Source organism: Kribbella rubisoli (genome assembly GCF_004217145.1).
Lineage (GTDB): Bacteria > Actinomycetota > Actinomycetes > Propionibacteriales > Kribbellaceae > Kribbella > Kribbella rubisoli.
The window spans coordinates 928,344-952,215 of record NZ_SHKR01000013.1; the positions used below are offsets into that span (position 1 = coordinate 928,344).

Consider the following 23,872-nt stretch of genomic DNA (forward strand, 5'->3'; position numbering starts at 1 on the left):
GGCGCCGTACGCAGCCAGACCATCGGTGCTGAGGGTGAGCAGCAAGACGACCTGACGCAGACCCAGCAGACGGCCGGTCCGGACCAGCAGTTGTCTGGGCAGGAGCCTGAGGTTGCAGCGCCGGAGCCCCAGCAGGTCCAAGCGCCCGAGCAAGGACAGCAGCAGGTGCAGGCGTCCGAGCAAGGTATGGGTGAGCAGAACGCAAACCAGGCAGGGCAGCAGCTGAATGCCCAGCAGGTTGGCAACGCTGCCCAGTCGGGCGTCGACCAGAGCGCCTCGCTCGGTTCCGATGAGCAAGGCCAGAGCGGTCAGGAAAGCCAAGCCCAGAGCCAATGGCGCCCACCCGCCGAGGAGCCGGTGCTCGACGAACAACGGGCGAAGAGCGGCCCGAACCAGCCGGGAAGCGAGATCCCACCGGGCGAGCGTGACACACTGACGCGCACCCAGCAGGGCCAAGCCCCCGCCGCCGGCGCAACCAGCCGCGAAGGCGGCGGCGTAGCCACCAGCGAACGCCCCGGCACCCCGGCCCAGCAACGCGGCCAGGACCGCAACCGCGGCGACCGAGGCCGAGACGACACCGGCCGCGAACGCTAACCACCAACCACCCCACGGTCCCCCGCCAATCACTACCGGCGGGGGACCTCTCCATTCTCCCGAACAACATCCCCGGCCCGTGCCGCACCTGCCGGCCTTCGACCGGCTGCTGACCCGGCTTCCGGCGTCCCGAGGAAGCCCCGCCGGCACACCAGTTTGTGGTTAGTAGACGATGGCTTGGGTGGCTTCGGTGAGGATTTCTTCGGTGAAGGTGGGGGCGCCGGCTAGGCGGGTGCCGGGGCGGAGGTCGGGTTGGGTGAGGTCGCGGCGTTTGGCGCATTGGGTGCAGACGGTTAGTTGACCGCCTTCCAGTACTGCGGTCAGCAGGTCTGCGAGTGGGGCGGCGTGGGGCAGGTCGAAGGACTCGGCGCGGCCGGGGACGGCGAACCAGACGGCCTCGCCGGTCAGCCAGAGGGAGACCGTGGCGCCGGCCGCTACGGCTGTGGCGGCGACGGTGAAGGCCTGGTTGGCGCGCTCGGGTTCCTCGGCGCCTGCGGTCAGTTTGATCACCAGCGTGCGGGACATCCCGCCACGCTAACCGAAGCCGCGGGGAACGTGGGTGCGGGAGGTCACGTCGAGGGAGGCGGGGCGACGGCGGTGAGATCCTCTAGAGTGGGGCCCGTGCTGCATGTTGTTTTCACCTCGCTGCTGGTGCTGGTCTGTGTGTTCATGGGCTGGTTCTCGGCGTTTGTCGTCTACCGGCTGTATCGCGGCCGCAACGCGGGCTGAGTGATTCGATGGCGTTCGAGATTCCGCAGGACCTGCACCCGGACCTGATGCCGCTGGCGTGGCTGCTCGGTCGGTGGGAGGGGCGCGGGCACGGCGACTACCCGACGATCGAGAAGTTCGAGTTCGGGCAGCAGATCGACTTCAGCCACAACGGCAAGCCGTACCTGCACTACGTCAGTCAGACGTTCGTCGTCGGCGAGGACGGCACCAAGGAGCGCCCGCTCGCGGTCGAGACCGGGTTCTGGCGGCCGCAGCCGGACAACAAGGTCGAGGTGATCCTGGCGCATCCGACCGGTTTCGCCGAGATCTGGTACGGCGACATCGACGGCGCCAAGATCGAGCTGCAGACCGACGTCGTCGCGCGCACCGTCAGCGCGAAGGAGGTCACCGCGGGCCACCGCCTCTACGGCTTGGTCAACGGCGAACTGCTCTGGGCGTACGACATGGCAGCCGAGGGCCAGGCACTCCAGCCCCACCTCTGGGCCACCCTCGTCCGCGCCTAAGCCCCCACCAAGCAGCCCCGGCAGTCACTCGGGCAAACACTCGGGCAAGCGGCTCAGCTCTCGGCGACCCAGGAGTATTCGACCTTGGGACGCCCGCTGCGGCCGTCGTAGCGTTGGGTCCGTAGCGCCTGTCCCTGGTCAGCCAGGTGTTCCAGGTAGCGCCGGGCCGTGATGCGCGACGTGCCCAACGACGTGGCGACCTCCTCCGCCGTCCACCCCTCGCGGTCCGCGAGCAGTTGTACGACGCGGTCCAGCACCGAGCCGGCCAACCCCTTCGGCACCGACGAGACCGTTGCTGGATGCAACAAACGGTCGACCTCGTCCTGATCCGCGACGACCTGTCCCGCCTCAGCCGCCCGGCGTTGCCGCGCGTACGCCGACAACCGATCCCGCAACGTCTCGAAGGCAAACGGCTTCAGCACATACTGGACGACCCCGATCCGCGCAGCGGCCTGTACGGCGGCGACCTCGCGCGCGGACGTCACCGCGACAACATCCGTTTGGTTGCCAAGAGCACGCATGCGCCGTACGACGTCCAGCCCGTGTCCGTCGGGCAGATGCATGTCGAGCAGTACGACGTCCACGTCGCCGCGGGCGAGCACCTGCAACGCGCGTCCCGCCGTACCGGCGATTCCCACGCAAGCGAAGCCCGGCAGGCGATCGACGTACGTGCGATGGGCTTCCGCGGCAACGGGATCGTCCTCGACGACGAGGACGCGGAGGGGGTCAGGCACTCGCGCCCACCGCCCGCGGTAACCGCACCCGCACGGTCAGCGCCGGTACTTCGTCCAGCTCGGAATCCGGATCAACCATCAGAGAACCTTGCCACCGCTCGACCGTGCTCCGCACCAGCACGAGCCCCAACCCGTGCCCGGGCTCGGCCTTGGTCGACCACCCGCGCTCGAACATGTGCGCCAACTCCACCGATCCCAGCTCGGCCCCGGTATTGGTCACGATCAGGTCGATCGCGCCGGGCAAGGCGGCCGCCCGGAACTCCACCTTCCGCGGCGCCGGCCCGCCCCGCGCGGCCTCGATCGCGTTGTCCAGCAGGTTTCCGACCACCGTGACCACGTCCTGCGCCGGTAGCCGCGTGTTCAGCTGCTCCTGCCCGAGGTCGAGCGACAGAACCACACCGCGCTCCTGCGCCTGCGCCAACTTTGCCAACAGCAACGACGCCAGCACCGGATCCCCGACCGTACCGACGACCCGGTCCGTCATCGCCTGCGCGAACTGCAGCTCCGACACCGCGAACTCCCGCGCCCGCTCCGGCCGACCGATCTCGATCAGGCTGACCACCGTGTGCAGCCGGTTCGACGCCTCGTGGTTCTGCGCCTGCAGCGATTCCGCCAGACTCCGTACGGCGTCCAGCTCGCCGAGCAACCGCTGCAACTCAGTGTGATCTCGCAGCGTGACGATCCGCCCGCGGCCCGACGGCTGCTGGTTCACGACGACAACGCCTTGCGCGCCGAGATGGAGCTCGTCGTACGCCGTACGCCCGGTCCCGAGCAGCTCGGCGAGGGGCGCGCCGAGATGCAGCTCCTCCAACGGCGTGCCTGGCGCAACGGAGCGCAACCCGAGCAGCTGCAGCGCCTCGTCGTTCGCGAGCTGGACCCGTCCGTCGAGGTCCAGCAGGATCAAGCCCTCACGGGCCGCGTGCAGCACGCCTTCGTAGAAGTCGAGCATCCGCGCCAGCGACTGCGTGCCCATGCCGCGCGTTGCCCGACGTACCCGCCAGGTGACGAGCGCGTTGCCGGCGATCGCGACCCCGAGCATCAGGCTCGCGATCCCGAGCATCGAGCGCAGATCGAGCCGGGCCAGCTCCCACCAGCTCGGTGCCGGCAGCCCACCGGCCGCGGCGTCCCGCACTGCCTGGGCGCGGGATCTGCTGACGATCGTGATCCAGACCATCGCGACCAGGACGGTGACCGTGACGGTCTGCAGCCAGAGAACCTGGCGGCGCAGCTCCCACGGTCGGTGTCGCATGCGGACAGTTTGCCTCTAATCCGTACTGCGAACGATATGAACGAAACGTGCACTTCTCCTGTGCGTCACGTCACAGTTACTCACCAAGTCCCCAACACCCCTCCGCCAGGCCGATACCGGGAGTCCCACCATGTCGAGCCAGATCGAACCCCGACCGACTCCGGTCCGCAACGACCGGACCCATTTCCTCTACATCGCCGTCATCGTCGCCGTTCTGCTCGGCATCGGTGTCGGGTTCCTGTTCCCGGACTTCGCGGTCGAGCTGAAACCGCTCGGCACAGGGTTCGTGAACCTGATCAAGATGATGATCAGCCCGATCATCTTCTGCACCCTGGTGCTCGGTATCGGCTCGGTCCGCAAGGCCGCCAGCGTCGGCAAGGTGGGAGGTCTCGCGCTCGTCTACTTCCTGGTGATGTCGACGGTCGCGCTCGCCATCGGCCTGGTCGTCGGCAACCTGGTCAAGCCCGGTTCCGGCCTGAACCTCACCGACGCGCTGCGCAAGACCGGCCAGCAGCAGGCCGCCGGCGCGCACGAGGGCACCACCGACTTCCTGCTCGGCATCATCCCGAAGACCATCCTGTCCTCGCTGACCGAGGGTCAGGTGCTGCAGGCCGTCTTCGTCGCCCTGCTGGTCGGCTTCGGCCTGCAGACGATGGGCAGCAAGGGTACGCCGATCCTGAACGGCATCGGCCACCTCCAGCGGCTGCTGTTCAAGGTGCTGTCGATGATCATGTGGGCCGCCCCGGTCGGCGCGTTCGGTGCCATCGCGACCGTTGTCGGCGCCGCCGGCGGCCAGGCGCTGCGCAGCCTCGCGATGATCATGGTGGCCTTCTACATCACCTGTCTGCTCTTCGTGATCGTTGTCCTCGGCACCATTCTGCGAGTGGTCACCGGAGTCTCGATCTTCCAGCTGCTGCGGTACCTCGGCCGGGAGTTCCTGCTGATCGTGTCGACCTCGTCGTCGGAGACCGCGCTGCCGCGGCTGATCGGCAAGATGGAGCACGTCGGCGTCAGCAAGGAGGTCGTCGGTATCACGGTTCCGACCGGCTACTCCTTCAACCTGGACGGCACCGCGATCTACCTGACGATGGCGTCGCTGTTCATCGCCGAAGCGATGGACCAGCCGTTCTCGATCGGACAGCAGATTTCCCTGCTGGTGTTCATGATCGTCGCCTCGAAGGGCGCCGCCGGTGTCACCGGCGCCGGCCTGGCCACGCTGGCCGGCGGTCTGCAGTCGCACCGGCCGGAGTTGCTCGACGGCGTCGGTCTGATCGTCGGTATCGACCGGTTCATGTCCGAGGCTCGGGCGCTGACGAACTTCGCCGGCAACGCGGTCGCCACGGTCCTGGTCGGGCACTGGGTCGGCGAGTTCGACAAGGAACAGGCCCAGCAGGTGTTCGCGGGCAACGACCCGTTCGACGAGGTCGCCTTCGCCGCCGGCGACACCCACGCCGGCGACATCCCGGCCGGTGTCGGCACCGGCGAGGCAAGCGTCGGAGCCGGCCCCGCCGGCGTCGGCCCGGCGGGCACCCGCCAAACCGACAGCTAGTCCGCCGAACCGCCACCCACCTGGTCCACTTCCCACCCCTCCACGCGCTGCCCGCCGGGCCACAGACCGGCGGGCAGCGCTGTGTTTGCGGATCCCCAGGCCATCACTATCGCCGCCCGGGCGGCGTCCCTCGCGGCGCGACCGCGTCAGGCGCGGATTGTGATGGCCTGGTGATCCGCTACTTCCCGTCGAGCAGCTCGATGACGGGAGCGAAGTCCTCGAGGTAGCCCGCGTTGATGCTGATGTAGCTGGCGCCGATCTCGTCGCGGCGGCGGAGGAGCTCGTCGGCCATCTGCTGCGGAGTACCGCGGAGCAGCATCAGCGAGTCCATCGCCTCGAGCTCGTCGGGGTCGACGCCGGAGGCCCGCTTCGTCCAGGGCGGCAGCGGGCGGGTGCCGGCGGCGAGCAGGTTCATCGCGAGCTCGATGTCGTCGGCGCGCGAGCCGGCCAGCGAACGCAACTCCCGCGCGACGGCCGCAACCTCCGAGCGAGGTGTCGTGGCGTCTTTGGCGATCGAGACGATGTCCGCCCGCGAGGCTGCCAGCGCGAGCGCCTTCGGCCCGCCGGCGGCAAGCATGATCGGCGTACGACGATCGCCGTCGAGCTCACGCAGCAGATCGAGGGTTGCGATGACCTGCTCCCGCCGCTCGCGCGCCGTTCCCCACGGCAGACCGATCTCGGCCGTCTGCTGCTCCGCGACCGGCCGACCGGTCCCGATGCCGAACTCGAACCGCCCGTCGGTCAGCACGGTCAGCGTGTGCGCCTCCCAGGCAGCCTGCCGCGGCGTACGCAGCGGTGCTGCCGCGACGAACGTGCCGACGCGGATGTCCGCGACCGCGGCCGCCATCGCCAGCGAAGAGAACGGCGCGGGGAGCTGGAGGCCGTCCGGCATGAGCACGGTCGAGTACCCGAGATCCGCCGCCTGCCGGACCGTCTTCACCCACTCCTCACCGGTCGTCGGGCTCCCCGCCACGCCGAACCGGAACCGCCTGTCGCTCATCGCCCTGTCCCTCCGTCGTTTGATGCCTCCAGCCTCCCTGCGCCGGGGGTCTGTCCACATCCCACGACGGGAGGCGTTCGCCGTACGCCGAGCGACGTACTCTGGTGACATGTCACGCAAGCGCAGCCCCCTGCTGGACCGGCCCGGCGCGGTCGAGGCCGACGGACTCGACGCCGGTGTCGCCGCGCACTACGGCTCGGATCTCCGCGAACAGCGGGCGTTGGTCGCCGGTGAGGCGTTCGTCGACCTGTCGCACCGCGACGTGGTCACAATCACCGGACCGGACCGGCTGACGTGGCTGCATGCGCTGACCACGCAGTTCTTCGAGGGCCTCAAGCCCGGTACGTCGACCACCGCGCTGCTGCTCTCGCCGACTGGTCACGTCGAGCACGTGATGTACGGCGTGGACGACGGTCAGACCTTCTGGTTGCACACGGAGCCTGGGGCCGCTGAGGCGCTGATCGAGTGGCTGCAGAAGATGGTCTTCATGTCCCGCGTGGAGATTGCGGATGTGACTGACGACTACGCGATCATCTGGCGGTCAGGTACTGCGGAAGGCGAGCACCTGACGCGCGCAGGTGAGGACTCGTTGGGCGGGCATGAGGTGTTCCTGCCGCGCGTCGAGCTGGCCAACCTTGAGGGCGTGGCCGCAGGCGTCTGGGCGTACGAGGCGCTGCGGATCGAGGCCGGGGCGCCGCGGTTCGGGCTGGACACCGACGAGCGCGCGATTCCGAACGAGCTCGGTTGGCTCGGGGTCGGCGTACATCTGAACAAGGGGTGCTACCGCGGGCAGGAGACGGTCGCGCGGGTGCACAACCTCGGCCGGCCGCCGCGGCGGCTGGTCCGGCTGCACCTGGACGGTTCGGTGGACCGCCTGCCGCAGCACGGCGACGCCGTACTGGCAGGGGAGAAGCAGGTCGGAGTCATCGGGTCGGCGGCTCGGCATCACGAGTTCGGGCCGATTGCACTGGCTGTCGTGAAACGCAACGTCGACCCCGAAGCCGTGCTCGACGTGGTGGCGGAGGACCAGCCGACGGTGAAGGCGAGCCAGGAGCTTCTCGTCGACCCCGAGGCCGGGCTGCACGTGCGCTCGCGGCTGTGAGGGGAATCATTCGCAACACGGCGTTTTGCACCTGTACAGTTCAGCCGTGACCGAACCTGTGATCCTGGCCGACGTCGTCCGCAGCGACTTCGTCGAAGGCCACCACCGCGGCTCCGTCGTGGTGACGCGTCCCGACGGCAGTGTGGACTGGTCCGTCGGCATCGTGGACGAGCCGATGTTCCCGCGCTCGTCCAACAAGCCCATGCAGGCGCTCGGTATGCTCCGCAACGGGTTGCCGCTCACCGACGAGCTGCTCGCCCTCGCAGGCGCGTCGCATTCCGGTGAGCAGTTCCACCTGGACGGCGTACGGAAGATCCTCGCGACGGCCGGTCTCGACGAGAGCGCGCTGCTGACGCCTGTCGCGTACCCGCTGGACGACGAGACCCGGGACGCGTGGGTCAAGGCCGGTCACGGCAAGGAGCGGGTCGTGATGAACTGCTCGGGCAAGCACGCTGCGATGCTGCTGACCAGCAAGCTCAACGACTGGGACCTCACGACGTACCGGTCGCCGGATCACCCGCTGCAGAAGGAGATCCGCACCGCGATCGAGGACACCGCCGGCGAGAAGGCGTCGTACGTCGCGGTCGACGGCTGCGGCGCGCCGATCTTCGCGCTCACGCTGTCCGGCCTGGCCCGCTCGTTCGGTCTGTTCGCCGGCGCGGCCCCGGAGACCAACGAGGGCCGGATCGCCGATGCGTTCCGCGCGCACCCGGAGTACGCCAGCGGGAGTACGCGCGACGAGGCCGAGCTGATGCGAGCCACCGAGGGTCTGTTCTGCAAGGCGGGTGCTGAGGGCGTGTACGCCGTCGGCCTGGCGGACGGCACCGGGATCGCGCTGAAGCTCGAGGACGGTACGCCACGCGCCCGCAAGGTCGTGATGGCCGCAACCCTCCAGCGCCTCGGCATCACCAACGAGACGATCGAGAACCACCTTCACTTCGAACTCACCGGCGGCGACAACATCGTCGGCGCCGTCCGCCCCCACGCGCCTTCGTTCAGCTGACCCGGGCGCCGGTCACTTGGCGCGTAGACGGTCGACTGCGGGCGACACGATCGGGAGCGATGCGGCCGGGGCCGGCAGGTTGTACCCGGCGTACAGGCGGCGGCGGATCGCCTCGAGCGGGAAGGTCTCGCGGTAGATCGCGAGCTTGACCGTGACGCCCTCCAATGTTGCTCTGAGCAACATTTCCTCGACGGCCGGGTCCGCGGCGCCGCGGGCCGCGAAGACGTCGCGGATCGCGTCCTCGACCAGCGACAGCCGGTCGGACTTGGCCTGCTCGACGCGGGCGAACACGTCGTGGGTGGTCGGCAGCATCATCAGGCTGATCGCGAGCCGCTGGATGTGCAGCGTGGTCGCGGCCGCCATCAGGGCGCCGTCGATGATGCCGGCCAGACGTTCATCCGGTGTTCCCTCGATGGTCAGGATGCCGGCGATGCCGTCCAGCCAGCGGTCCAGGAGCTCGGCGGCGAGCTGTTCCTTGGTGGCGAAGTAGTACGAGACCAGGCCGCGGGAGACGCCCGCCGCGGTGGTGATGTCGGAGATCGAGGCGGCCTCGTAGCCGTTCGCCGCGAAGACCTCCAGAGCCGCCGCCAGGATGCGCTCGCGGGAGCGTTCGCGCATCTCCTGGTTGACGGTGGCCGATCGCGGCACGGATTCCTCTCCTGGTCGAGGCCCTGAAGCGCCGGGCGACCCCCATCCTCTGCCCGGCGCCTCGGGGCTGACCCCCCGTGTTACGGCCCCTCCCCAGGCGCCATCTATAGACTGGACGTCCAGTCAACAAATGTCAAAGGTCTGCCCGGTTCGTGGGACACGCGCAGTAACCGGTAGGATGGAGGCGCTGCGCCCTGTGTCGAGTGGCACGTGAACCAGCCGTAGCCACCGCCCTGAACCCACCTGACTGCTTGGAGCGCTTCCTCATGCCTGTCCGTAACGACCTGCGCAATGTCGCGATCGTGGCCCACGTCGACCACGGGAAGACCACCCTCGTCGACGCGATGCTGTGGCAGTCGGGTGCCTTCGGAGCCCACCAGCACGTCGACGAGCGGGCGATGGACTCCGGCGACCTGGAGCGTGAGAAGGGCATCACGATCCTCGCCAAGAACACCGCCGTCCGGCACAAGATGGCCAACGGCGAGCAGATGACGATCAACATCATCGACACCCCCGGTCACGCCGACTTCGGTGGTGAGGTCGAGCGCGGCCTGTCGATGGTGGACGCGATCGTGCTGCTGGTGGACGCCTCCGAGGGTCCGCTGCCGCAGACCCGGTTCGTGCTGCGCAAGGCGCTGGCGCGCAAGATGCCGGTGATCCTGGTGGTGAACAAGGTCGACCGTCCGGACGCCCGGATCTCCGAGGTCGTCGACGAGACCTACGAGCTGTTCCTCGACCTGCTCGACCACGACGCCGACCAGGGCGCGCTGGACTTCCCGGTCGTCTACGCGTCCGCGCGGGCCGGCCGTGCGTCGCTGACCCAGCCGGCCGACGGCGGGATGCCGGACTCCGAGGACCTCGAGCCGCTGTTCGAGACGATCCTGAACAACGTGCCGGCGCCGGAGTACACCGAGGACGCGCCGCTGCAGGCCCACGTCACCAACCTGGACGCCTCGCCGTTCCTCGGCCGGCTCGCGCTGGTCCGGGTGCACGAGGGCACGCTGAAGAAGGGCGCCCAGGTCGCGTGGTGCCGTCACGACGGCTCGATCCAGAAGGTCAAGATCACCGAGCTGCTGGTCACCGAGGCGCTCGAGCGCGTTCCCGGCGACTCGGCCGGCCCGGGCGACATCGTCGCGATCGCGGGTATCCCGGAGATCATGATCGGCGACACCCTGACCGACCCGGACAACCCGAAGCCGCTGCCGCTGATCACCGTGGACGAGCCGGCCATCTCGATGACGATCGGCACCAACACCTCGCCGCTGGCCGGGCGGGCCAAGGGCACCAAGGTGACGGCGCGGCTGGTCAAGGACCGCCTCGACCGCGAGCTCGTCGGCAACGTGTCGCTGAAGGTGCTGCCGACCGAGCGTCCGGACGCCTGGGAGGTGCAGGGCCGTGGTGAGTTGGCGCTGGCCATCCTGGTCGAGCAGATGCGTCGCGAGGGCTACGAGCTGACCGTCGGCAAGCCGCAGGTGGTCACCCGTGAGATCGACGGCAAGCGGCACGAGCCGGTCGAGCGGCTGACGATCGACTGCCCGGAGGAGTACCTCGGGACCGTCACGCAGCTGCTCGCCGTCCGCAAGGGCCGGATGGAGCAGATGACCAACCACGGCACCGGCTGGGTCCGGATGGAGTTCCTGGTCCCGGCGCGTGGCCTGATCGGGTTCCGCACCGAGTTCCTCACCGACACCCGCGGTACGGGCATCGCCCACCACGTGTTCGAGGGGTACGAGCCGTGGTTCGGCGAGCTGCGCACCCGCCCGTCCGGCTCGCTGGTCTCGGACCGGGCCGGCGCCGCGACGTCGTACGCGATGATCAACCTGCAGGAGCGCGGCACGATGTTCGTCGAGCCGGCCACCGAGGTGTACGAGGGCATGATCGTCGGCGAGAACTCGCGCTCCGACGACATGGACGTCAACATCACCAAGGAAAAGAAGATGACGAACGTCCGCTCGAACGCGGACGAGTTCGAGAAGCTGGTGCCGGCGCGCAAGCTGTCCCTCGAGCAGTCGCTGGAGTTCTGCCGCGAGGACGAGTGCGTCGAGGTCACGCCGGACGCGATCCGGATGCGCAAGGTGGCCCTCACCCAGATCGAGCGCTCCAAGCTGGGCCGCAAGAACAAGAGCTAGCCTCCAGCGAGAAGGAAGACACCGAGCCATGGTGGATCGTGCGGTTGTTGACGTGCTGTTTCCGAGTGAGCTTCCGGAGCCGGAGTACTGGGAGGGGCAGTATCCGGTGCGCGAGCTTCCGGAAGGGGCGAAGGTAACGCGGTTCGGGCCTTCGCCTACCGGGTTTGTGCACATCGGCGGGATCTACACAGCGATGATCGATCGGGACGTCGCGACGGACTCCAAGGGTGTGTATCTGGTTCGGGTCGAGGACACCGACCAGGCTCGTGAGGTCGAGGGCGCGCTGGAGCAGTTCGACCGCGCCTTCTCCTACTTCCGCATCAGCTCCGACGAGGACCGGCGCCAGGGCTCGTACGGGCCGTACGTGCAGTCGCAGCGCGAGCAGATCTATCTGACCTTCGTGCGGCACCTGCTCCGGCAGGGCAAGGCGTACCTGTGTTTTGCGACCAAGGACGAGCTCGCCGACATCACCGCCCGCCAGCAGGCCGCGAAGGTCCCGACGGGGTACTACGGGAAGTACGCGCTGTGGCGCAACGCCGATCCGGCCGACGTGCAGGCGAAGCTCGACGAAGGTGTGCCGTACGTCGTGCGCTTCCGGGCGCCTGATGACGCCGACGGGCAGCGGACCAGCTTCGTCGACGCGATCCGCGGCCGGCTCGAACACGAGGCGAATCGCAACGACGCGGTGATCCTGAAGTCGTCGGACCAGTCGCCGCGCCTTCCGACGTACCACTTCGCACACGCGGTCGACGACCACCTGATGCGGGTGAACCTGGTGATCCGCGGCGACGAGTGGATCTCGTCGGTTCCGCTGCACCAGCAGCTGTTCGCGGCGCTCGAGTTCGAGCCGATCACCTACGCGCACGTCGCGCCGCTGATGAAGCAGATCCCGGGCGGGAAGCGGAAGCTGTCGAAGCGGAAGGACCCCGAGGCCGGTGTCGACTTCTACATCGGCGCCGGGTATCCCGCGGACGCAGTCCTGTATTACCTGCGCGGCCTGGCCAACGGCCGGCTCGCGGAGATGCCGTTGGCGGATGCGCTGACGACGCCGATCGATCTGGCCCAGTGCGGCGTTGCCGGTCCGCTCGTCGACCTGGTGAAGCTCGAAGACATCAGCGCCGACTACATCGCGACGCTCAGCGGTCAGCAGATCCTCGACGCGGTGCGCGTGTGGGCGACGGAGTACGACGCGGAGCTCGTGCCGGTGCTGGACACCGAGAAGGAGCTCGCGCTGCGGGCGCTCGCGGTCGAGCGCGACGGCGTCGAGAACCCGCGCAAGGACCTGCGCAAGTGGTCGGACTTCCGCTCGGCGTACGGCTTCTTCTTCACCGAGCTGTTCGTCCCCGTCGACGGTCCGACGGACGAGCGCCTCGTGCCGCTCGGCGTTGCATCGGACGTCACCACGGCCTTCGCGGCCGATCTGGTGGCCGGGTACGAGCATCGCGAGGACCCGCAGGAGTGGTTCGACCAGATCCGTTCGCTCGCCGCCAAGCACGGATTCGCGCCGAACGCCAAGGAGTACAAGAAGGATCCGGATGCGTACGCCGGTTCGATCCGCGAGGCCTCGCAGCTCGTGCGCGTCGCGATCACCGGTGCGACGCGGAGTCCCGACCTGCACGCGACGGCCCAGGCGCTCGGCGCTCCGGAGGTATTGCGCCGGCTGCAAGCGCTGATCGGCAAGTAGCTCCTGTGGCGTAAGTGGCTACTGGGAAACGCGTAGGGCACGAAGTGGACACGGTGGCTCACAGCGCGCGACCGCAACTACATCGGTGTGATACATAATTCTCGGTCGCCGGTGGGGGAAGAAGTTCTGATTCGTTACCAACCAGACGCCATGCGGCGACGTCTGTCTTGTGGAAGCATTCTTTGGGGGAAGGACAAGGGGAACATGGGCATCCTGCGTAAGGTCTGCGCAACTCTGACGGCCGTTGCGTTCGTGGGCGTCGGGGCGCTGTCGGCGACCACCTCGGCTGACGCCGCCACCCAGGTTGCGGGGTCGGCGCAGAAGTCGGCCACGGCGCCGAAGCCGGCGGGTCTGCCGCCGAAGGCGGTGACGAAGGCCCCGGCCTCGTCCACCAGCAAGCTCATCGCCAAGTACAAGATCGACCGGCGGTGCGTGACCAAGGGCCGGGTCCTCTGCATCAACAAGAAGACCCGCAAGCTGGTGTACCTGGTGAACGGCAAGCCGGTCCAGGTCATGGACGTCCGGTTCGGCGCGATGAAGACGCCGACCCGCAGCGGCGTCTTCAAGGTCTACCGCAAGTCGAAGAACCACGTCTCTTCGCTGTACCACTCGAAGATGCCGTACGCGATGTTCTTCAGCGGCGGTCAGGCCGTGCACTACTCGTCGGACTTCAAGGCCCGCGGCTACAACGGCGCCTCGCACGGCTGCGTGAACGTCCGCGACAAGAACAAGATCGCCTGGGTGTTCGCACGGGTGCACGTCGGCGACAAGGTTGTCGTCTACAGCAAGTGAGCTGAGTGTTCAGGACAGCGGCCGGGGAGCTACTCCCCGGCCGCTGTCGCGTTCCGGAACGCCTTGTACAGCCGCGGCTCCACCAGGCAGAAGGTGCCCTGGGCAACGTTTGTCGGCGTACTGCGCAACGTCTCGACGGCGATCTCCGCCGCGGATCGGGCCGGCCACCCGTAGATCCCGGCCGAGACCGCCGGCAGCGTCATCGTCTTCACGCCGAGCTCGTCCGCGATCCGCAACGCGTTGCGGTAGCAGGACTCGAGCAGCGCCGGATCCCGTTGCCCCGCGAGGTAGTTGGGTCCGACCACGTGGATCACGTACGACGCCGGTAGCGCGCCGGCCGTCGTCCACACCGCCGTACCCGTAGGTGTGCCGTTCGGGTACCGCTCGATCAGCTCCGCGAGGATCTCGCGACCACCGGCCCGATGGACCGCGCCGTCGACGCCGCCACCGCCGCGCAACGCGTGATGAGCGGCGTTCACGATCGCGTCCGCGGGCACCGTGGTGATGTCGGCGGTGCTCAGAACGATCTCCATGCGCGGTTCCTCCGGTACGCTGAGGCGCCAACCAAATGGGCCGTGAGGACGTCCTACAAGTGTAGGAACGGGGCTAGCAGAGGGGTGTCCGATGCGTGGGCTGATCATTCGCAAGGCACTGAGCACGCTGATCGTGGGCGGCGTGATTGCGACACTCCTGAGTTCTGGAACTGTGGCGACGGCGACCTCGTCGGACCTGAAGACGGTGCCGTTCGAGGTCAGCGGCGAGCTGCCGATCTACCCGAAGGCGCTGTGGAAGAACGGTTCCAGCGGGACGAACGTCCGCAAGGTCGAGGCGCGCCTGGTGCAGCTGAAGCTGCTCGAGAAGAAGTACCTCGACAACGACTTCGGCACGATGACGCGGTCCGCGGTGAAGAAGTTCCAGAAATCCAAGGGCATCCCCGAGCTCGGGTACGTCGACCAGAACACACTGGACCAGCTGGCCAAGGTCACGCATGTGCCGACCCAGACCGAGCTGTATCCGCCGGCACCCGTGGTGAACGGCAAGAAGCTCGACGCGCGCTGCGCGACCGGTGTGGCGCTGTGCATCGACAAGACCACCCGCAAGCTGCGGTACGTCGTCGACGGCGTCGTGAAGATGCAGATGGATGTCCGGTTCGGCGCCGTGAAGACCGCGACCCGCGAGGGCAGCTTCACGGTCGGCTGGAAGAGCCGGAACCACGTCTCGAAGCTGTACGACTCGAAGATGCCGTTCGCCATGTTCTTCAGCGGCGGCCAGGCGGTGCACTACTCGTCGGACTTCGCGGCGCGTGGTTACAACGGCGCGTCCCACGGCTGCGTGAACGTCCGTGACCTCGCCAAGATCAAGATCCTCTTCGACGAGGTCCACGTCGGCGACAAGGTCATCGTCTACCGCTCGTAACCGGGTTATCCCCTCGTCTTGGGGGTTCTCTGCTGGTGTGCGAGGGGAGAACCCCCAACACGAGGGGATGACCCCGTGCGCCGACGACCGACCGCCCCGCCCGCATCCGGTTGGTTTACAGCGGGCGGGGTCCTCGGCGGCGGCGTACGCCCCAGCCGCCTCGGCCGCGACCGGTGGCGGCGCGGAGAGCTGGGCGGGCGTCGACCAGGTAGACGGCGGACGCGACGATGCCGATCAGGCCGAAGAAGCTCAACCAGCCCTGGAAGAACTGACTCAGCGTGAACACGACCAGGATCAGCACCCAGCCCGGCTTGGTCAGCTTGTCGGCGGCGATGAACACTGCCCGCGGCCGGAACGCCGCGTCGAGCAGCGCGACCAGCTTGAGGACAAGCAGCACCCACCAGATGACCGACAGTGGATCGCCGAACCCGGGGATCAGGTTCTGGAAGGTGATCATGCTACGAGCCTAACTGACAGACCGGGCGGTCCACCTCTGCTGAGTCGCAGCTGTGGACCGCCCGGGCGAGGATTCACGCAAACAATCGGTGAATGATCACCGTCAGTGGCGGGTCAGTCGCCGATCTTGTCGGCGGCGGACCCGGCAGCCTTACCGGCCGCCTTCGCGGTCTTGCGGGCGCTGGTCGCGGTCGCCTTCACGGTGCGGGTCGCGGTCTCGGCGGTCTTCTTCACCGTGGTCCGGGTCGCCTTGACCTTGCTGACCGTGGACTTGGCCTGGGTCTCCAGGTCCTCGGTGGCCTGCTGGTGGCGGATCCGCTCGACCAGGTCCTTGCCCCGGCCGGCCAGGTCCTCGTAGGTCTCCTCGGCCTGGCCGAGGACGGTGGTGAAGCCGGCCTGCGCGGTCTTCGGCAGCTCGCGCAGCTTGGCCGGAGCGGTCCGCGCGTCGGCGACGATCGCCTCGAAGCGCTTGTTCAGCTCGGTCTGGGCCTTGGTGAGCTCGGTCTGCAGGGTCTTCTGGTCCAGCTTGGCGAACCGGGCAGTGACGTCCTCGCTGATCGCGCGGAACTTCTCGACCGCGAGGTCGCCGGCGCCGGCGATCGCGTAGAACGGGGTAACAGGCGTACGGGTAGCCATCAGGCTTCTCCTCGGGATGTCTTCAGCAGGTTTCAGTCGGTACCAGGTTTGGTACTGCGCTTGCGGGCGGAGGTCTTCTTCGCCGGAGCCTCTTCCGGGGCGGCGTTCTCCCGGACGAACGACGTGTACACGTCCAGCAGGACGCGCTTCTGCCGCTCGTTCAGGGCGGGGTCGAGCAGGACGGCGTCGACCACGCCAGAGGCCTGTCGGCCCTCCTCGTTGTCGTCCGGATCGAGGATGCCGGCCCGCACGTACAGAGTCTCCGCGGAGATCCGCAACGCCTTCGCGAGCTGCTGCAGCACCTCGGCCGACGGTTTGCGTAGGCCGCGCTCGATCTGGCTCAAGTACGGGTTCGACACACCGGCCAGGTCCGACAACTGCCGCAACGACAACTGCGCTTGCCGCCGCTGCTCGGCGAGGTACTCCCCAACGGAGCCCACCGCCCCAGCCGCACGATCACTCAACCTGGCCATACGCCCAGTGTGCTAGCAGGCGCTTGCAATTGCAAGCACCCCAGCCGTGAGGCGGCTCACCCCGCGCCCCGCTCACCCCCGCGAACCCGCTCACCCCGCGAACCCGCTCACCCCGCGAACCCCGCGACTTTGTGCACCAGATCCGTACGGCGCGGCGTCTGACGTGCGGATGTGGTGCACAAAGTGGGCGCGACGGGTCGACCCCCCGCCGCTCGAGGGAGGCGGTGTGTGGCTACTGCTCGCGGAAGACCTTGTGCTGGGCGGCCTGGGCGCGGGGGCGGACCGTGATGCGGTCGAGGTTCACGTGGGCCGGGCGGGTTGCGACGTACGTGACGATGTCGGCGATGTCGTCGGCGGTGAGCGGCTCGCGGACGCCGGCGTACACGGCGTCGGCCTTCGACTGGTCGCCGCCGAAGCGGGTCAGGGCGAAGCCTTCGCTCTGGACCATGCCCGGGGCGATCTCGGTGACGCGGACCGGCTGGTCCCAGAGCTCGAGGCGCAGCGTGTCGACGACGGCCTTCGCGCCGTGCTTGGCGGCGACGTACCCGCCGCCGCCTTCGTATGCGACCTGGCCGGCCGTCGAACCCATTACGAGGATCGTGCCGCGGCCCGCGATGAGGGCCGGGAGCAACGACTTTGTGACGGCTGCGACGGCGATCACGTTCACCTCGTACATCCGCCGCCAGGCGTCGAGATCCGCGTCGGCGATCGGCTCGAAGCCGAACGCGCCGCCGGCGTTGTTCACCAGTACCTGCAGCTGGTCGCCGACGGCTGCGGTCAGTGCGGCGACGTCGTCGGCCGACGTGACGTCGCATTGCACGGCGCGGCCGTCGATCTCCTTGGCCAGCGCCTCGATCCGATCGAGCCGCCGCGCGGCGCAGATGACCTCGAACCCTGCCCGGGCGAGGTACCGCGCCGACGCGGCTCCGATCCCACTACTAGCACCGGTCACCACGGCAAGAGGACGCTCGGAAGTCATACCCCGAGTCTCTCAAACCCTCTCGTCGAGCAAGGCAGGTGTCTCAGGACCGCCCGGCTCCGACGGGCTGCCGCGGTGCTACCTGCTCGGGTACGGCGGTACGCCGGGCGGCCGTGAGCACCGCTGCGAGCGCCAGCGCGCTGACGGCCAGGAAGCCACCGAGCATGCCCAGCGTCTCCGCGTCCGGGTGGATCAGTGCCTGCCCGCGGAACGCCTGGACCGTCACGGTTGCCATTACGCCGGCGTACGCGAAGGCTGCGACTCCGATCAGGCGGGCGCGGACGCGCTCCGGGCGGAGCCAGGCAATGCGACCGGCGAGGAGGTGCAGGACCAGCAGGGTGATGAGTAGGAAGTGGATCGCGTGCAGGCCCACGAAGTGCGGGACGCGTAGGTCGCCGCCGACGGTGCTCCAGTGGGTGAGCGGCATTCCGGGGCCGCCCGGCTCGACGCCGATGCCGTGGCTGCCGGCGAGGGTGACGGGGTGGCCGTAGGCGTCGGTGACCTGCTGGCGGTCGGTGTTGGCGCCGACCAGGTAGAACGCGATGCCCATCCCGGCGACTGCGAGCCCGAGGCCGACGCGGATCGCCCGATTCAGCGGGGCGTCGCCGACGCGCTGGAACAGCAGCATGATCGCGACGACCAGGCTGGCGCCGAACAGGCCGAGGACACCCGACATGAAGACCTTCTGCCCGACCTGGTTGAACGTGTCGGCGTTGTCGTTGAAGTGGCTGAACGTCCCCCGCGCAGCCTGTACGGCGATGAACCCGACGTCAACGATCCCGGTGACGGCGAACACCGTGCCGGTCCACCAGCCGAGGCGCTTCGCCTTCCGCAGCTTCGACAACAGCCAGGCCAGCGTTGCGCCGTACAGGACGAACGCGATGCCGAACTTGAACGGCTTGAGCCACACGGACTCGTTGAGGATCTCCCGGTTGTCGACCGCAAGGCCGATCGCCGACGCGACGACGAGACCCGTCATGGCGAGCACCATCAGCATCAGAGGACGGTGCCAGGACTTGGCTTGCTCGAGGACTGTACGCATGTGTTCCATGCTTTCGGCGCGGAGGCCGCAGCGCAGTGGGGCGAATCCGCCAACGCAGGTAGGGATAGACCCACCCTGAGAGAGACTCCGGGGTACGACCAGGGGTCTGGAACGACGTCACGCCTGGCGGGTCGGCAGCGCGATGATCTGACGCAGGTTGACCTCACGCCGCCGGCTCACCGCGAACGTCACCACATCCGCGATGTCCTCGGCGGCAAGCGGCCCGATCTGCTCGTTCATCGAGGCGATCAGATCCTGACCGGAGCTGTCCAGGTGCGTCGCCAGTTCGGTGTCGGTGAGACCCGGCTCGACGTTGGTGACGCGGACGTCGTACGGCGCGAGGTCGGCCCGCAATGCCGCGGACAACTGGGTGAGAGCGGCCTTCGTGGCCCCGTAGACGGCGTACCCCGGGAAGATCGCGTGCGCGCCGATCGACGAGATGTTGACGAGGTCGGCGGTCAGCCCTGCACCAGCAGCCGCGATCAGGTCCGGTGTGAAGGCCTGGATCAGTCGGAGTACGCCGGTCACGTTGGTGTCGATCATCCGGGTCCAGTCGTCGAGCCGGCCGTCCGCGATCGGCGCAGCGAGCATCACCCCGGCAGCGTTGACGACCAGGTCCGGCCGTCCGAGCCGCTCGTGGATCTGCTGTACGCCGGCATCGACCGAGGCCTGCGACGTGACGTCGAGGCTGACGCCGATCGCCCGCGGCCCGAGCTTGCCGGCCAGGTCGTCGAGCCGGTCCTGCCGCCGCGCTACCAGTGCGACAGACGCGCCCGCATCGGCCAATTGGGTGGCGATCGCAGCCCCGATTCCGCTGGCAGCGCCGGTGACGACAGCAATGCGGCCGGTGAGATCAGTCATGGTGTTCCTCCAGGTTTCGGTTGATGTCACCGATCCTGGAGCGATCGCCGAGGCTTACCCAGGTGTCTGTTGAGCCTGGTTCTGGCAGGACCAGGTTGCGCTCCGGGCCGCCCTGGATACTTGAGGCATGGATCGTCGAGCGGAGCTGACCGAGTTCCTCAAGTCACGCAGGGCCCGGGTGCAGCCCGAGGACCTGGGGCTGAAGGTGTTCAACGGCCGCCGCCGCGTCCCCGGGCTGCGCCGCGAGGAGCTCGCACAGGCCGCCGGGGTGAGTGCCGACTACTACGTCCGCTTCGAGCAGGGCCGGGCCGAGAACGTCTCGCAGGAGATCCTCGACGCGGTCGCCGACGTACTGAGTCTGACCGACGACGAGCGCAAACACCTTGCCCTGTTGGCGAAACCGGCCCGCCGCAGGGCGCGCCGCCGTACGGCGGAACGCATGCGCCCCGGCCTGCAACGGCTGCTGGACTCGATGCCCGACGTACCGGCGTTCGTCCTCGGCCGCCGGATGGACGTGATCGGGTGGAACCGGTTGGCCGCGGCCCTCATCGCCGACTTCGACAACCTCGAGCTGAAGGACCGCAACATCCCGCGGATGGTGTTCCTCGACCCGGCGACGCGCGACTTCTATCCGCAGTGGGAGGCGGTCGCGGACGAGACCGTCGGCTACCTGCGGATGTACGCCGGCCGCTACCCGGACGACCCGGAGCTCGCCGAGCTGGTCGGCGAACTGTCCATCCGTAGCCCGGAGTTCCGCGAGCACTGGGCCCGGCACGACGTCAAGGACAAGACGTTCGGCACGAAGACGCAGCACCACCCGATCGTGGGCGACATCACTGTGCAGTACGAGACGCTGCAGCCGCCGGGCGAACCGGACCAACTGCTCGTCACCTACACGGTCGAGCCCGGATCGACGTCCGAGCAGAATCTCCGTCTGCTCGCCAGCTGGACAGCCGCGGATAGGGAGGATTCCCGATTCCCGGCCCAAAGCCCGGAGTTACCCTGACTCCGTGAATAAACCCCTCCGGCGGGTCGCGATGATCAGCCTGCACACGTCGCCGCTCGACCAGCCGGGGACCGGGGACGCCGGCGGGATGAACGTCTACGTCGTCGAGCTGTCCAAGCAGCTGGCCGGCCTCGGGATCGAGGTCGACGTGTTCACCCGCGCGACCGCGTCTGTGCTCCCGGCCCGGGTCGAGCTGCTGCCCGGCGTGGTGGTCCGCAACGTCGCCGCCGGACCGTACGAAGGCCTCACGAAGAACGAGCTCCCGTCCCAGCTGTGCACGTTCGCCCGAGCGGTACTGCGGGCCGAGGCGATCCACGAGCCCGGCTGGTACGACGTGATCCACTCGCACTACTGGCTCTCCGGCCAGGTCGGCCTGCTCGCCCGCGACCGGTGGGCGGTCCCGCTGGTGCACACGATGCACACGATGGCCAAGGTCAAGAACGCCAGCCTGGCGGAGGACGACGTACCGGAGCCGCCAGCCCGGCTGCTGGGCGAGGAGCAGGTCGTCGAGTCCGCGGATCGGTTGCTGGCCAACACCGCCGACGAGGCGCGGGAGCTGATCGAGCTGTACGGCGCTTCGCCCGCGAAGGTCGGCGTCGTCAACCCTGGCGTCGATCTCGAGCTGTTCAGCCCGGGTTCGCAGGCGGCCGCCCGCAGCGAGGTTGGCTTGCCGGCGGATGCCGTCGTACTGGCGTTCGTCGGTCGGATCCAGCCGTTGAAGGCGCCCGACCTGCTGATCCGGGCGGCTGCGCGGATGCTGGAGCGGGATCCTTCGCTGCGCTCGAGGCTGGTGGTCGCGATCATCGGCGGGCCGTCGGGGAACGGGATGGAGCATCCGGAGTCGCACGCCGAGTTGGCGCGTGCGCTTGGCATCGACGACGTGGTGCGGTTCGTGAAGCCGATGGAGCGCCCTCGGTTGGCTTCGTGGTACCGCGCGGCCTCGGTCGTCTGCGTTCCGTCGTACTCGGAGTCCTTCGGGCTGGTCGCGCTGGAGGCGCAGGCGTGCGGTACGCCGGTTGTCGCGGCGGCTGTGGGCGGTCTGAGTACTGCGGTGGTGGACGGGCGGACCGGGTACCTCGTGCGCGGGCACCGGGTCGACGACTTCGCCGACGCGCTGGCCCGGATCGCGACGGATCCGGCCACTCGCGAGAGCATGAGCACCGCGGCGGTCAAGCACGCGCAGGGTTTCGGCTGGGAGGTGACCGCCCGCAAGACGCTGGCGGCGTACGGAACCGCAGCGGACACGATGGCGGCCGAAATCGCCGCGGAGGTGGCCGGGTGAGAGTTGCAGCGGCGGACGTGATCCGCCAGGTGCTGACCGAGAACGAGATCGAGTTCACCGAGCAGGACGGCGCGTTCACCGCCGATCTGCCGGGGGAGCGGAAGCTGAAGACGACCGTGACCCTGACGGTCGGGGCGCAGGCGGTCCAGGTGCATGCTTTCGTGGCCCGGCACCCGGACGAGAACCACGAGGCCGTGTACCGCTGGCTGCTCGAGCGGAACCTGAAGATGTACGGCGTCGCGTTCGCGGTCGATCATGTCGGCGACATCCACCTGGACGGGCGCGTCCCGCTGCACGCGATCACGCCGACCGAGGTCGATCGGCTGCTCGGCGCCGTACTGGAATATGCCGATACGTCGTTCAACACGATCCTCGAACTCGGCTTCGCGTCGTCGATCCGGCGCGAGTACGACTGGCGGATCGCGCGCGGTGAATCGACTCGAAACCTGGACGCTTTCAAGGGCTGGTTGGAGCCTCGATAGACTCACGACCATGACCTATCGCCTGATCCTGCTCCGCCACGGCCACAGCGACTGGAACGCCAAGAACCTCTTCACCGGCTGGGTCGATGTCGACCTGAACGCGCAGGGTGTCGAGGAGGCCCAGCGCGGTGGCGAGCTGCTCCGCGACCGCGATCTGCTCCCCGACGTACTGCACACCTCGGTGCTGACCCGGGCGATCCGCACCGCGAACATCGCGCTCGAGGTCGCCGATCGCCAGTGGATCGACGTACGGCGCTCCTGGCGGCTGAACGAGCGGCACTACGGCGGCCTGCAGGGCAAGGACAAGAAGCAGACCCTCGAGGAGCTCGGCGAGGAGCAGTTCATGCTGTTCCGCCGTTCGTACGACACCCCGCCGCCGGCGATCGAGCGCGGCTCGGAGTACGACCAGGCCGGCGACGCGCGGTACGCCGGACTCCCGTCCGAGCTGCTGCCCGCGACCGAGTGCCTGAAGGACGTCGTCGAGCGGATGCTGCCCTACTGGTACGACGCCATCGTCCCCGACCTCCGCGTCGGCAAGACCGTCCTGGTCGCCGCCCACGGCAACAGCCTCCGCGCCCTGGTCAAACACCTCGACAACCTCGACGAGCAGACCGTCGTCGGCCTCAACATCCCCACCGGCATCCCCCTGTACTACGAACTCGACGACGACTTCAACCCGCTGACTCCCGGCGGCGAATACCTGGACCCCGAAGCCGCCAAAGCCTCCATCGAAGCCGTCAAGAACCAGGGCCGCTAACAGCCCTCCAGCCGCGCCGGCCAAAGGACACGCCCCCGGCGCGGCTGTTCTATTGCCGGCTTCGCCGGGGTGCGGGATCGCATCGCCAGCGGGTTGCCCGCGCGCGGTCAACTGGAGTTCGCGGGGCGAACGGATACGGCTACGGCGCAGTTGCGTCTTGCCTGCTTCGTCGTAGGCCGGGGAGAGGCTATGGCGATTGCCGGCGCCAGCGTTAGGTCGCGCCATTCGCGCCTCGGGGTGCCGTCAGTCCAGAGGGGTGGTGCGGAGCTCGGTCAGTCGGGCTTGGAGGGCGGGGTGGTCGGACAAGACTTCCGAGCTGGCCTCCAGAAGGTCGCGTTCGGTGCGTAGGAGGTCCTTCATCCGGCGTTCGACCTCCTCCAGGTGGGCTTTCAGCTCCGTGGGGGTCAGCTTGGAGACGTCGGTGTTGACCAGGCGGTCGGTCTCGGAGGCGTCTGTCATGCGGTGAAGATATCGGTGATCGCACCTGGGAAAGCAAAAGCCCTCGGCAACCAGTTGGTTGCCGAGGGCCGCTTAGTTGGAGTTACTCGCCGACGAGCTGGTCGTAGTACAACGCCTCGCGGGAGGAGTTGACGCCGTTGCCGGCTTTGCCGGGCGGGAGCTGAATCCGCCCGATCTGCTTCCAGCGAGGTATCCATGTCACCCGGAGCATCGCCGCTCGCGATCCCTGTCACGGCAGGCGTCGTCGCACAATAGTCGGGATATCCGCACTTTAGTGCGGACAGCCGGCGCGTGAAGGCCGCCGATG

The 23,872-nt window shown here is 68.4% G+C and carries 26 protein-coding genes; 13 read left to right on the plus strand and 13 right to left on the minus strand.

The genetic code is table 11. From position 1 onward, the window contains the following. A partial coding sequence (locus tag EV645_RS24625) for a hypothetical protein (protein WP_198681821.1) occupies window positions 1-594 on the plus strand: 594 nt, incomplete at its 5' end. A gap of 162 nt (window positions 595-756) precedes the next feature. On the opposite strand, the gene EV645_RS24630 is transcribed toward EV645_RS24625, so the two are convergent. Then, window positions 757-1,119: a DsrE family protein gene (locus tag EV645_RS24630; protein ID WP_130446297.1), complete on the minus strand. Its 363-nt coding sequence runs from the start codon at window positions 1,117-1,119 to the stop codon at window positions 757-759. Window positions 1,120-1,331: 212 nt separating this feature from the next. On the opposite strand from EV645_RS24630, the gene EV645_RS24635 reads away from it, so the two are divergent. Beyond that, window positions 1,332-1,826 carry a heme-binding beta-barrel domain-containing protein gene (locus EV645_RS24635; RefSeq protein ID WP_130446298.1) on the plus strand — a complete coding sequence of 165 codons (495 nt, stop codon included), beginning with the start codon at window positions 1,332-1,334 and terminating at the stop codon, window positions 1,824-1,826. Window positions 1,827-1,879: 53 nt separating this feature from the next. On the opposite strand, the gene EV645_RS24640 is transcribed toward EV645_RS24635, so the two are convergent. Both EV645_RS24640 and EV645_RS24645 read right to left on the minus strand, forming a co-directional pair. Then, on the minus strand, window positions 1,880-2,560 hold the full coding sequence (locus EV645_RS24640) for a response regulator (RefSeq protein WP_130446299.1): 681 nt from the start codon (window positions 2,558-2,560) through the stop codon (window positions 1,880-1,882). Continuing rightward, window positions 2,553-3,809, minus strand: coding sequence for a sensor histidine kinase (locus tag EV645_RS24645; protein WP_130446300.1), 1,257 nt, complete (start codon window positions 3,807-3,809; stop codon window positions 2,553-2,555). The genes EV645_RS24640 and EV645_RS24645 overlap by 8 nt, the downstream gene beginning before the upstream one ends. A gap of 130 nt (window positions 3,810-3,939) precedes the next feature. Between EV645_RS24645 and EV645_RS24650 the strand changes: the two genes are divergently transcribed. Then, a complete protein-coding gene (locus tag EV645_RS24650) occupies window positions 3,940-5,358 on the plus strand; it encodes a cation:dicarboxylate symporter family transporter (RefSeq protein WP_130446301.1) in 1,419 nt (472 codons plus the stop codon). Between the two features lie 178 nt (window positions 5,359-5,536). Here EV645_RS24650 and EV645_RS24655 read toward each other — a convergent pair whose 3' ends face one another. Continuing rightward, entirely contained in the window at window positions 5,537-6,358 is an 822-nt protein-coding gene (locus EV645_RS24655; RefSeq protein WP_130446302.1) for an LLM class flavin-dependent oxidoreductase, read from the minus strand. 109 nt (window positions 6,359-6,467) lie between these two features. Here EV645_RS24655 and ygfZ point away from each other — a divergent pair, with 109 nt between their 5' ends. Then, the gene (ygfZ, locus tag EV645_RS24660) at window positions 6,468-7,460 is read left to right on the plus strand and encodes a CAF17-like 4Fe-4S cluster assembly/insertion protein YgfZ (protein ID WP_130446303.1); all 993 of its coding nucleotides are present in this window, start codon (window positions 6,468-6,470) and stop codon (window positions 7,458-7,460) included. Window positions 7,461-7,506: 46 nt separating this feature from the next. Further along, complete coding sequence (locus EV645_RS24665) at window positions 7,507-8,463, plus strand: asparaginase (protein WP_130446304.1); 957 nt, start codon at window positions 7,507-7,509, stop codon at window positions 8,461-8,463. A gap of 12 nt (window positions 8,464-8,475) precedes the next feature. Here EV645_RS24665 and EV645_RS24670 read toward each other — a convergent pair whose 3' ends face one another. After that, window positions 8,476-9,111, minus strand: a complete 636-nt coding sequence (locus EV645_RS24670) for a TetR/AcrR family transcriptional regulator (protein ID WP_130446305.1) — start codon at window positions 9,109-9,111, stop codon at window positions 8,476-8,478. A gap of 266 nt (window positions 9,112-9,377) precedes the next feature. On the opposite strand from EV645_RS24670, the gene typA reads away from it, so the two are divergent. From typA to EV645_RS24685, 3 genes are all read left to right on the plus strand, one after another. Beyond that, the gene (typA, locus tag EV645_RS24675) at window positions 9,378-11,240 is read left to right on the plus strand and encodes a translational GTPase TypA (RefSeq protein ID WP_130446306.1); all 1,863 of its coding nucleotides are present in this window, start codon (window positions 9,378-9,380) and stop codon (window positions 11,238-11,240) included. Window positions 11,241-11,268: 28 nt separating this feature from the next. Beyond that, entirely contained in the window at window positions 11,269-12,924 is a 1,656-nt protein-coding gene (locus EV645_RS24680; RefSeq protein WP_130446307.1) for a glutamate--tRNA ligase, read from the plus strand. Between the two features lie 204 nt (window positions 12,925-13,128). Beyond that, window positions 13,129-13,716, plus strand: a complete 588-nt coding sequence (locus tag EV645_RS24685; protein WP_130446308.1) for a L,D-transpeptidase — start codon at window positions 13,129-13,131, stop codon at window positions 13,714-13,716. Window positions 13,717-13,745: 29 nt separating this feature from the next. Here the strand turns inward: EV645_RS24685 and EV645_RS24690 are convergent, their stop codons facing one another. Next, window positions 13,746-14,249, minus strand: coding sequence for a macro domain-containing protein (locus EV645_RS24690; protein ID WP_130446309.1), 504 nt, complete (start codon window positions 14,247-14,249; stop codon window positions 13,746-13,748). 91 nt (window positions 14,250-14,340) lie between these two features. On the opposite strand from EV645_RS24690, the gene EV645_RS24695 reads away from it, so the two are divergent. Beyond that, window positions 14,341-15,132 carry a L,D-transpeptidase family protein gene (locus tag EV645_RS24695; RefSeq protein ID WP_130446310.1) on the plus strand — a complete coding sequence of 264 codons (792 nt, stop codon included), beginning with the start codon at window positions 14,341-14,343 and terminating at the stop codon, window positions 15,130-15,132. A gap of 115 nt (window positions 15,133-15,247) precedes the next feature. Here the strand turns inward: EV645_RS24695 and EV645_RS24700 are convergent, their stop codons facing one another. From EV645_RS24700 to EV645_RS24725, 6 genes are all read right to left on the minus strand, one after another. Beyond that, window positions 15,248-15,589: a DUF2516 family protein gene (locus EV645_RS24700; protein ID WP_130446311.1), complete on the minus strand. Its 342-nt coding sequence runs from the start codon at window positions 15,587-15,589 to the stop codon at window positions 15,248-15,250. 113 nt (window positions 15,590-15,702) lie between these two features. Next, complete coding sequence (locus tag EV645_RS24705) at window positions 15,703-16,224, minus strand: hypothetical protein (RefSeq protein ID WP_130446312.1); 522 nt, start codon at window positions 16,222-16,224, stop codon at window positions 15,703-15,705. A gap of 32 nt (window positions 16,225-16,256) precedes the next feature. Then, complete coding sequence (locus EV645_RS24710) at window positions 16,257-16,697, minus strand: helix-turn-helix domain-containing protein (protein ID WP_130446313.1); 441 nt, start codon at window positions 16,695-16,697, stop codon at window positions 16,257-16,259. Between the two features lie 232 nt (window positions 16,698-16,929). After that, on the minus strand, window positions 16,930-17,676 hold the full coding sequence (locus tag EV645_RS24715; RefSeq protein ID WP_130446314.1) for an SDR family oxidoreductase: 747 nt from the start codon (window positions 17,674-17,676) through the stop codon (window positions 16,930-16,932). A gap of 43 nt (window positions 17,677-17,719) precedes the next feature. Next, entirely contained in the window at window positions 17,720-18,718 is a 999-nt protein-coding gene (locus EV645_RS24720; RefSeq protein ID WP_198681822.1) for a hypothetical protein, read from the minus strand. Window positions 18,719-18,835: 117 nt separating this feature from the next. Beyond that, window positions 18,836-19,579 (minus strand): SDR family oxidoreductase, encoded by a 744-nt coding sequence (locus tag EV645_RS24725; RefSeq protein WP_130446316.1) that lies wholly within the window; start codon window positions 19,577-19,579, stop codon window positions 18,836-18,838. Between the two features lie 127 nt (window positions 19,580-19,706). On the opposite strand from EV645_RS24725, the gene EV645_RS24730 reads away from it, so the two are divergent. Genes EV645_RS24730 through EV645_RS24745 form a run of 4 tightly spaced genes read left to right on the plus strand, consistent with a single transcriptional unit; the run spans window position 19,707 to window position 23,106 of the window. After that, window positions 19,707-20,585: a helix-turn-helix transcriptional regulator gene (locus tag EV645_RS24730; protein ID WP_130446317.1), complete on the plus strand. Its 879-nt coding sequence runs from the start codon at window positions 19,707-19,709 to the stop codon at window positions 20,583-20,585. Window positions 20,586-20,616: 31 nt separating this feature from the next. Next, a complete protein-coding gene (mshA, locus tag EV645_RS24735; protein ID WP_130446563.1) occupies window positions 20,617-21,867 on the plus strand; it encodes a D-inositol-3-phosphate glycosyltransferase in 1,251 nt (416 codons plus the stop codon). Next, entirely contained in the window at window positions 21,864-22,349 is a 486-nt protein-coding gene (locus tag EV645_RS24740; protein WP_130446318.1) for a type III secretion system chaperone family protein, read from the plus strand. The genes mshA and EV645_RS24740 overlap by 4 nt, the downstream gene beginning before the upstream one ends. A 10-nt stretch (window positions 22,350-22,359) precedes the next feature. Next, window positions 22,360-23,106 (plus strand): phosphoglyceromutase, encoded by a 747-nt coding sequence (locus tag EV645_RS24745; protein WP_130446319.1) that lies wholly within the window; start codon window positions 22,360-22,362, stop codon window positions 23,104-23,106. 243 nt (window positions 23,107-23,349) lie between these two features. Here EV645_RS24745 and EV645_RS24750 read toward each other — a convergent pair whose 3' ends face one another. Next, complete coding sequence (locus tag EV645_RS24750) at window positions 23,350-23,565, minus strand: hypothetical protein (RefSeq protein ID WP_130446320.1); 216 nt, start codon at window positions 23,563-23,565, stop codon at window positions 23,350-23,352. Window positions 23,566-23,872: the final 307 nt, after the last annotated feature.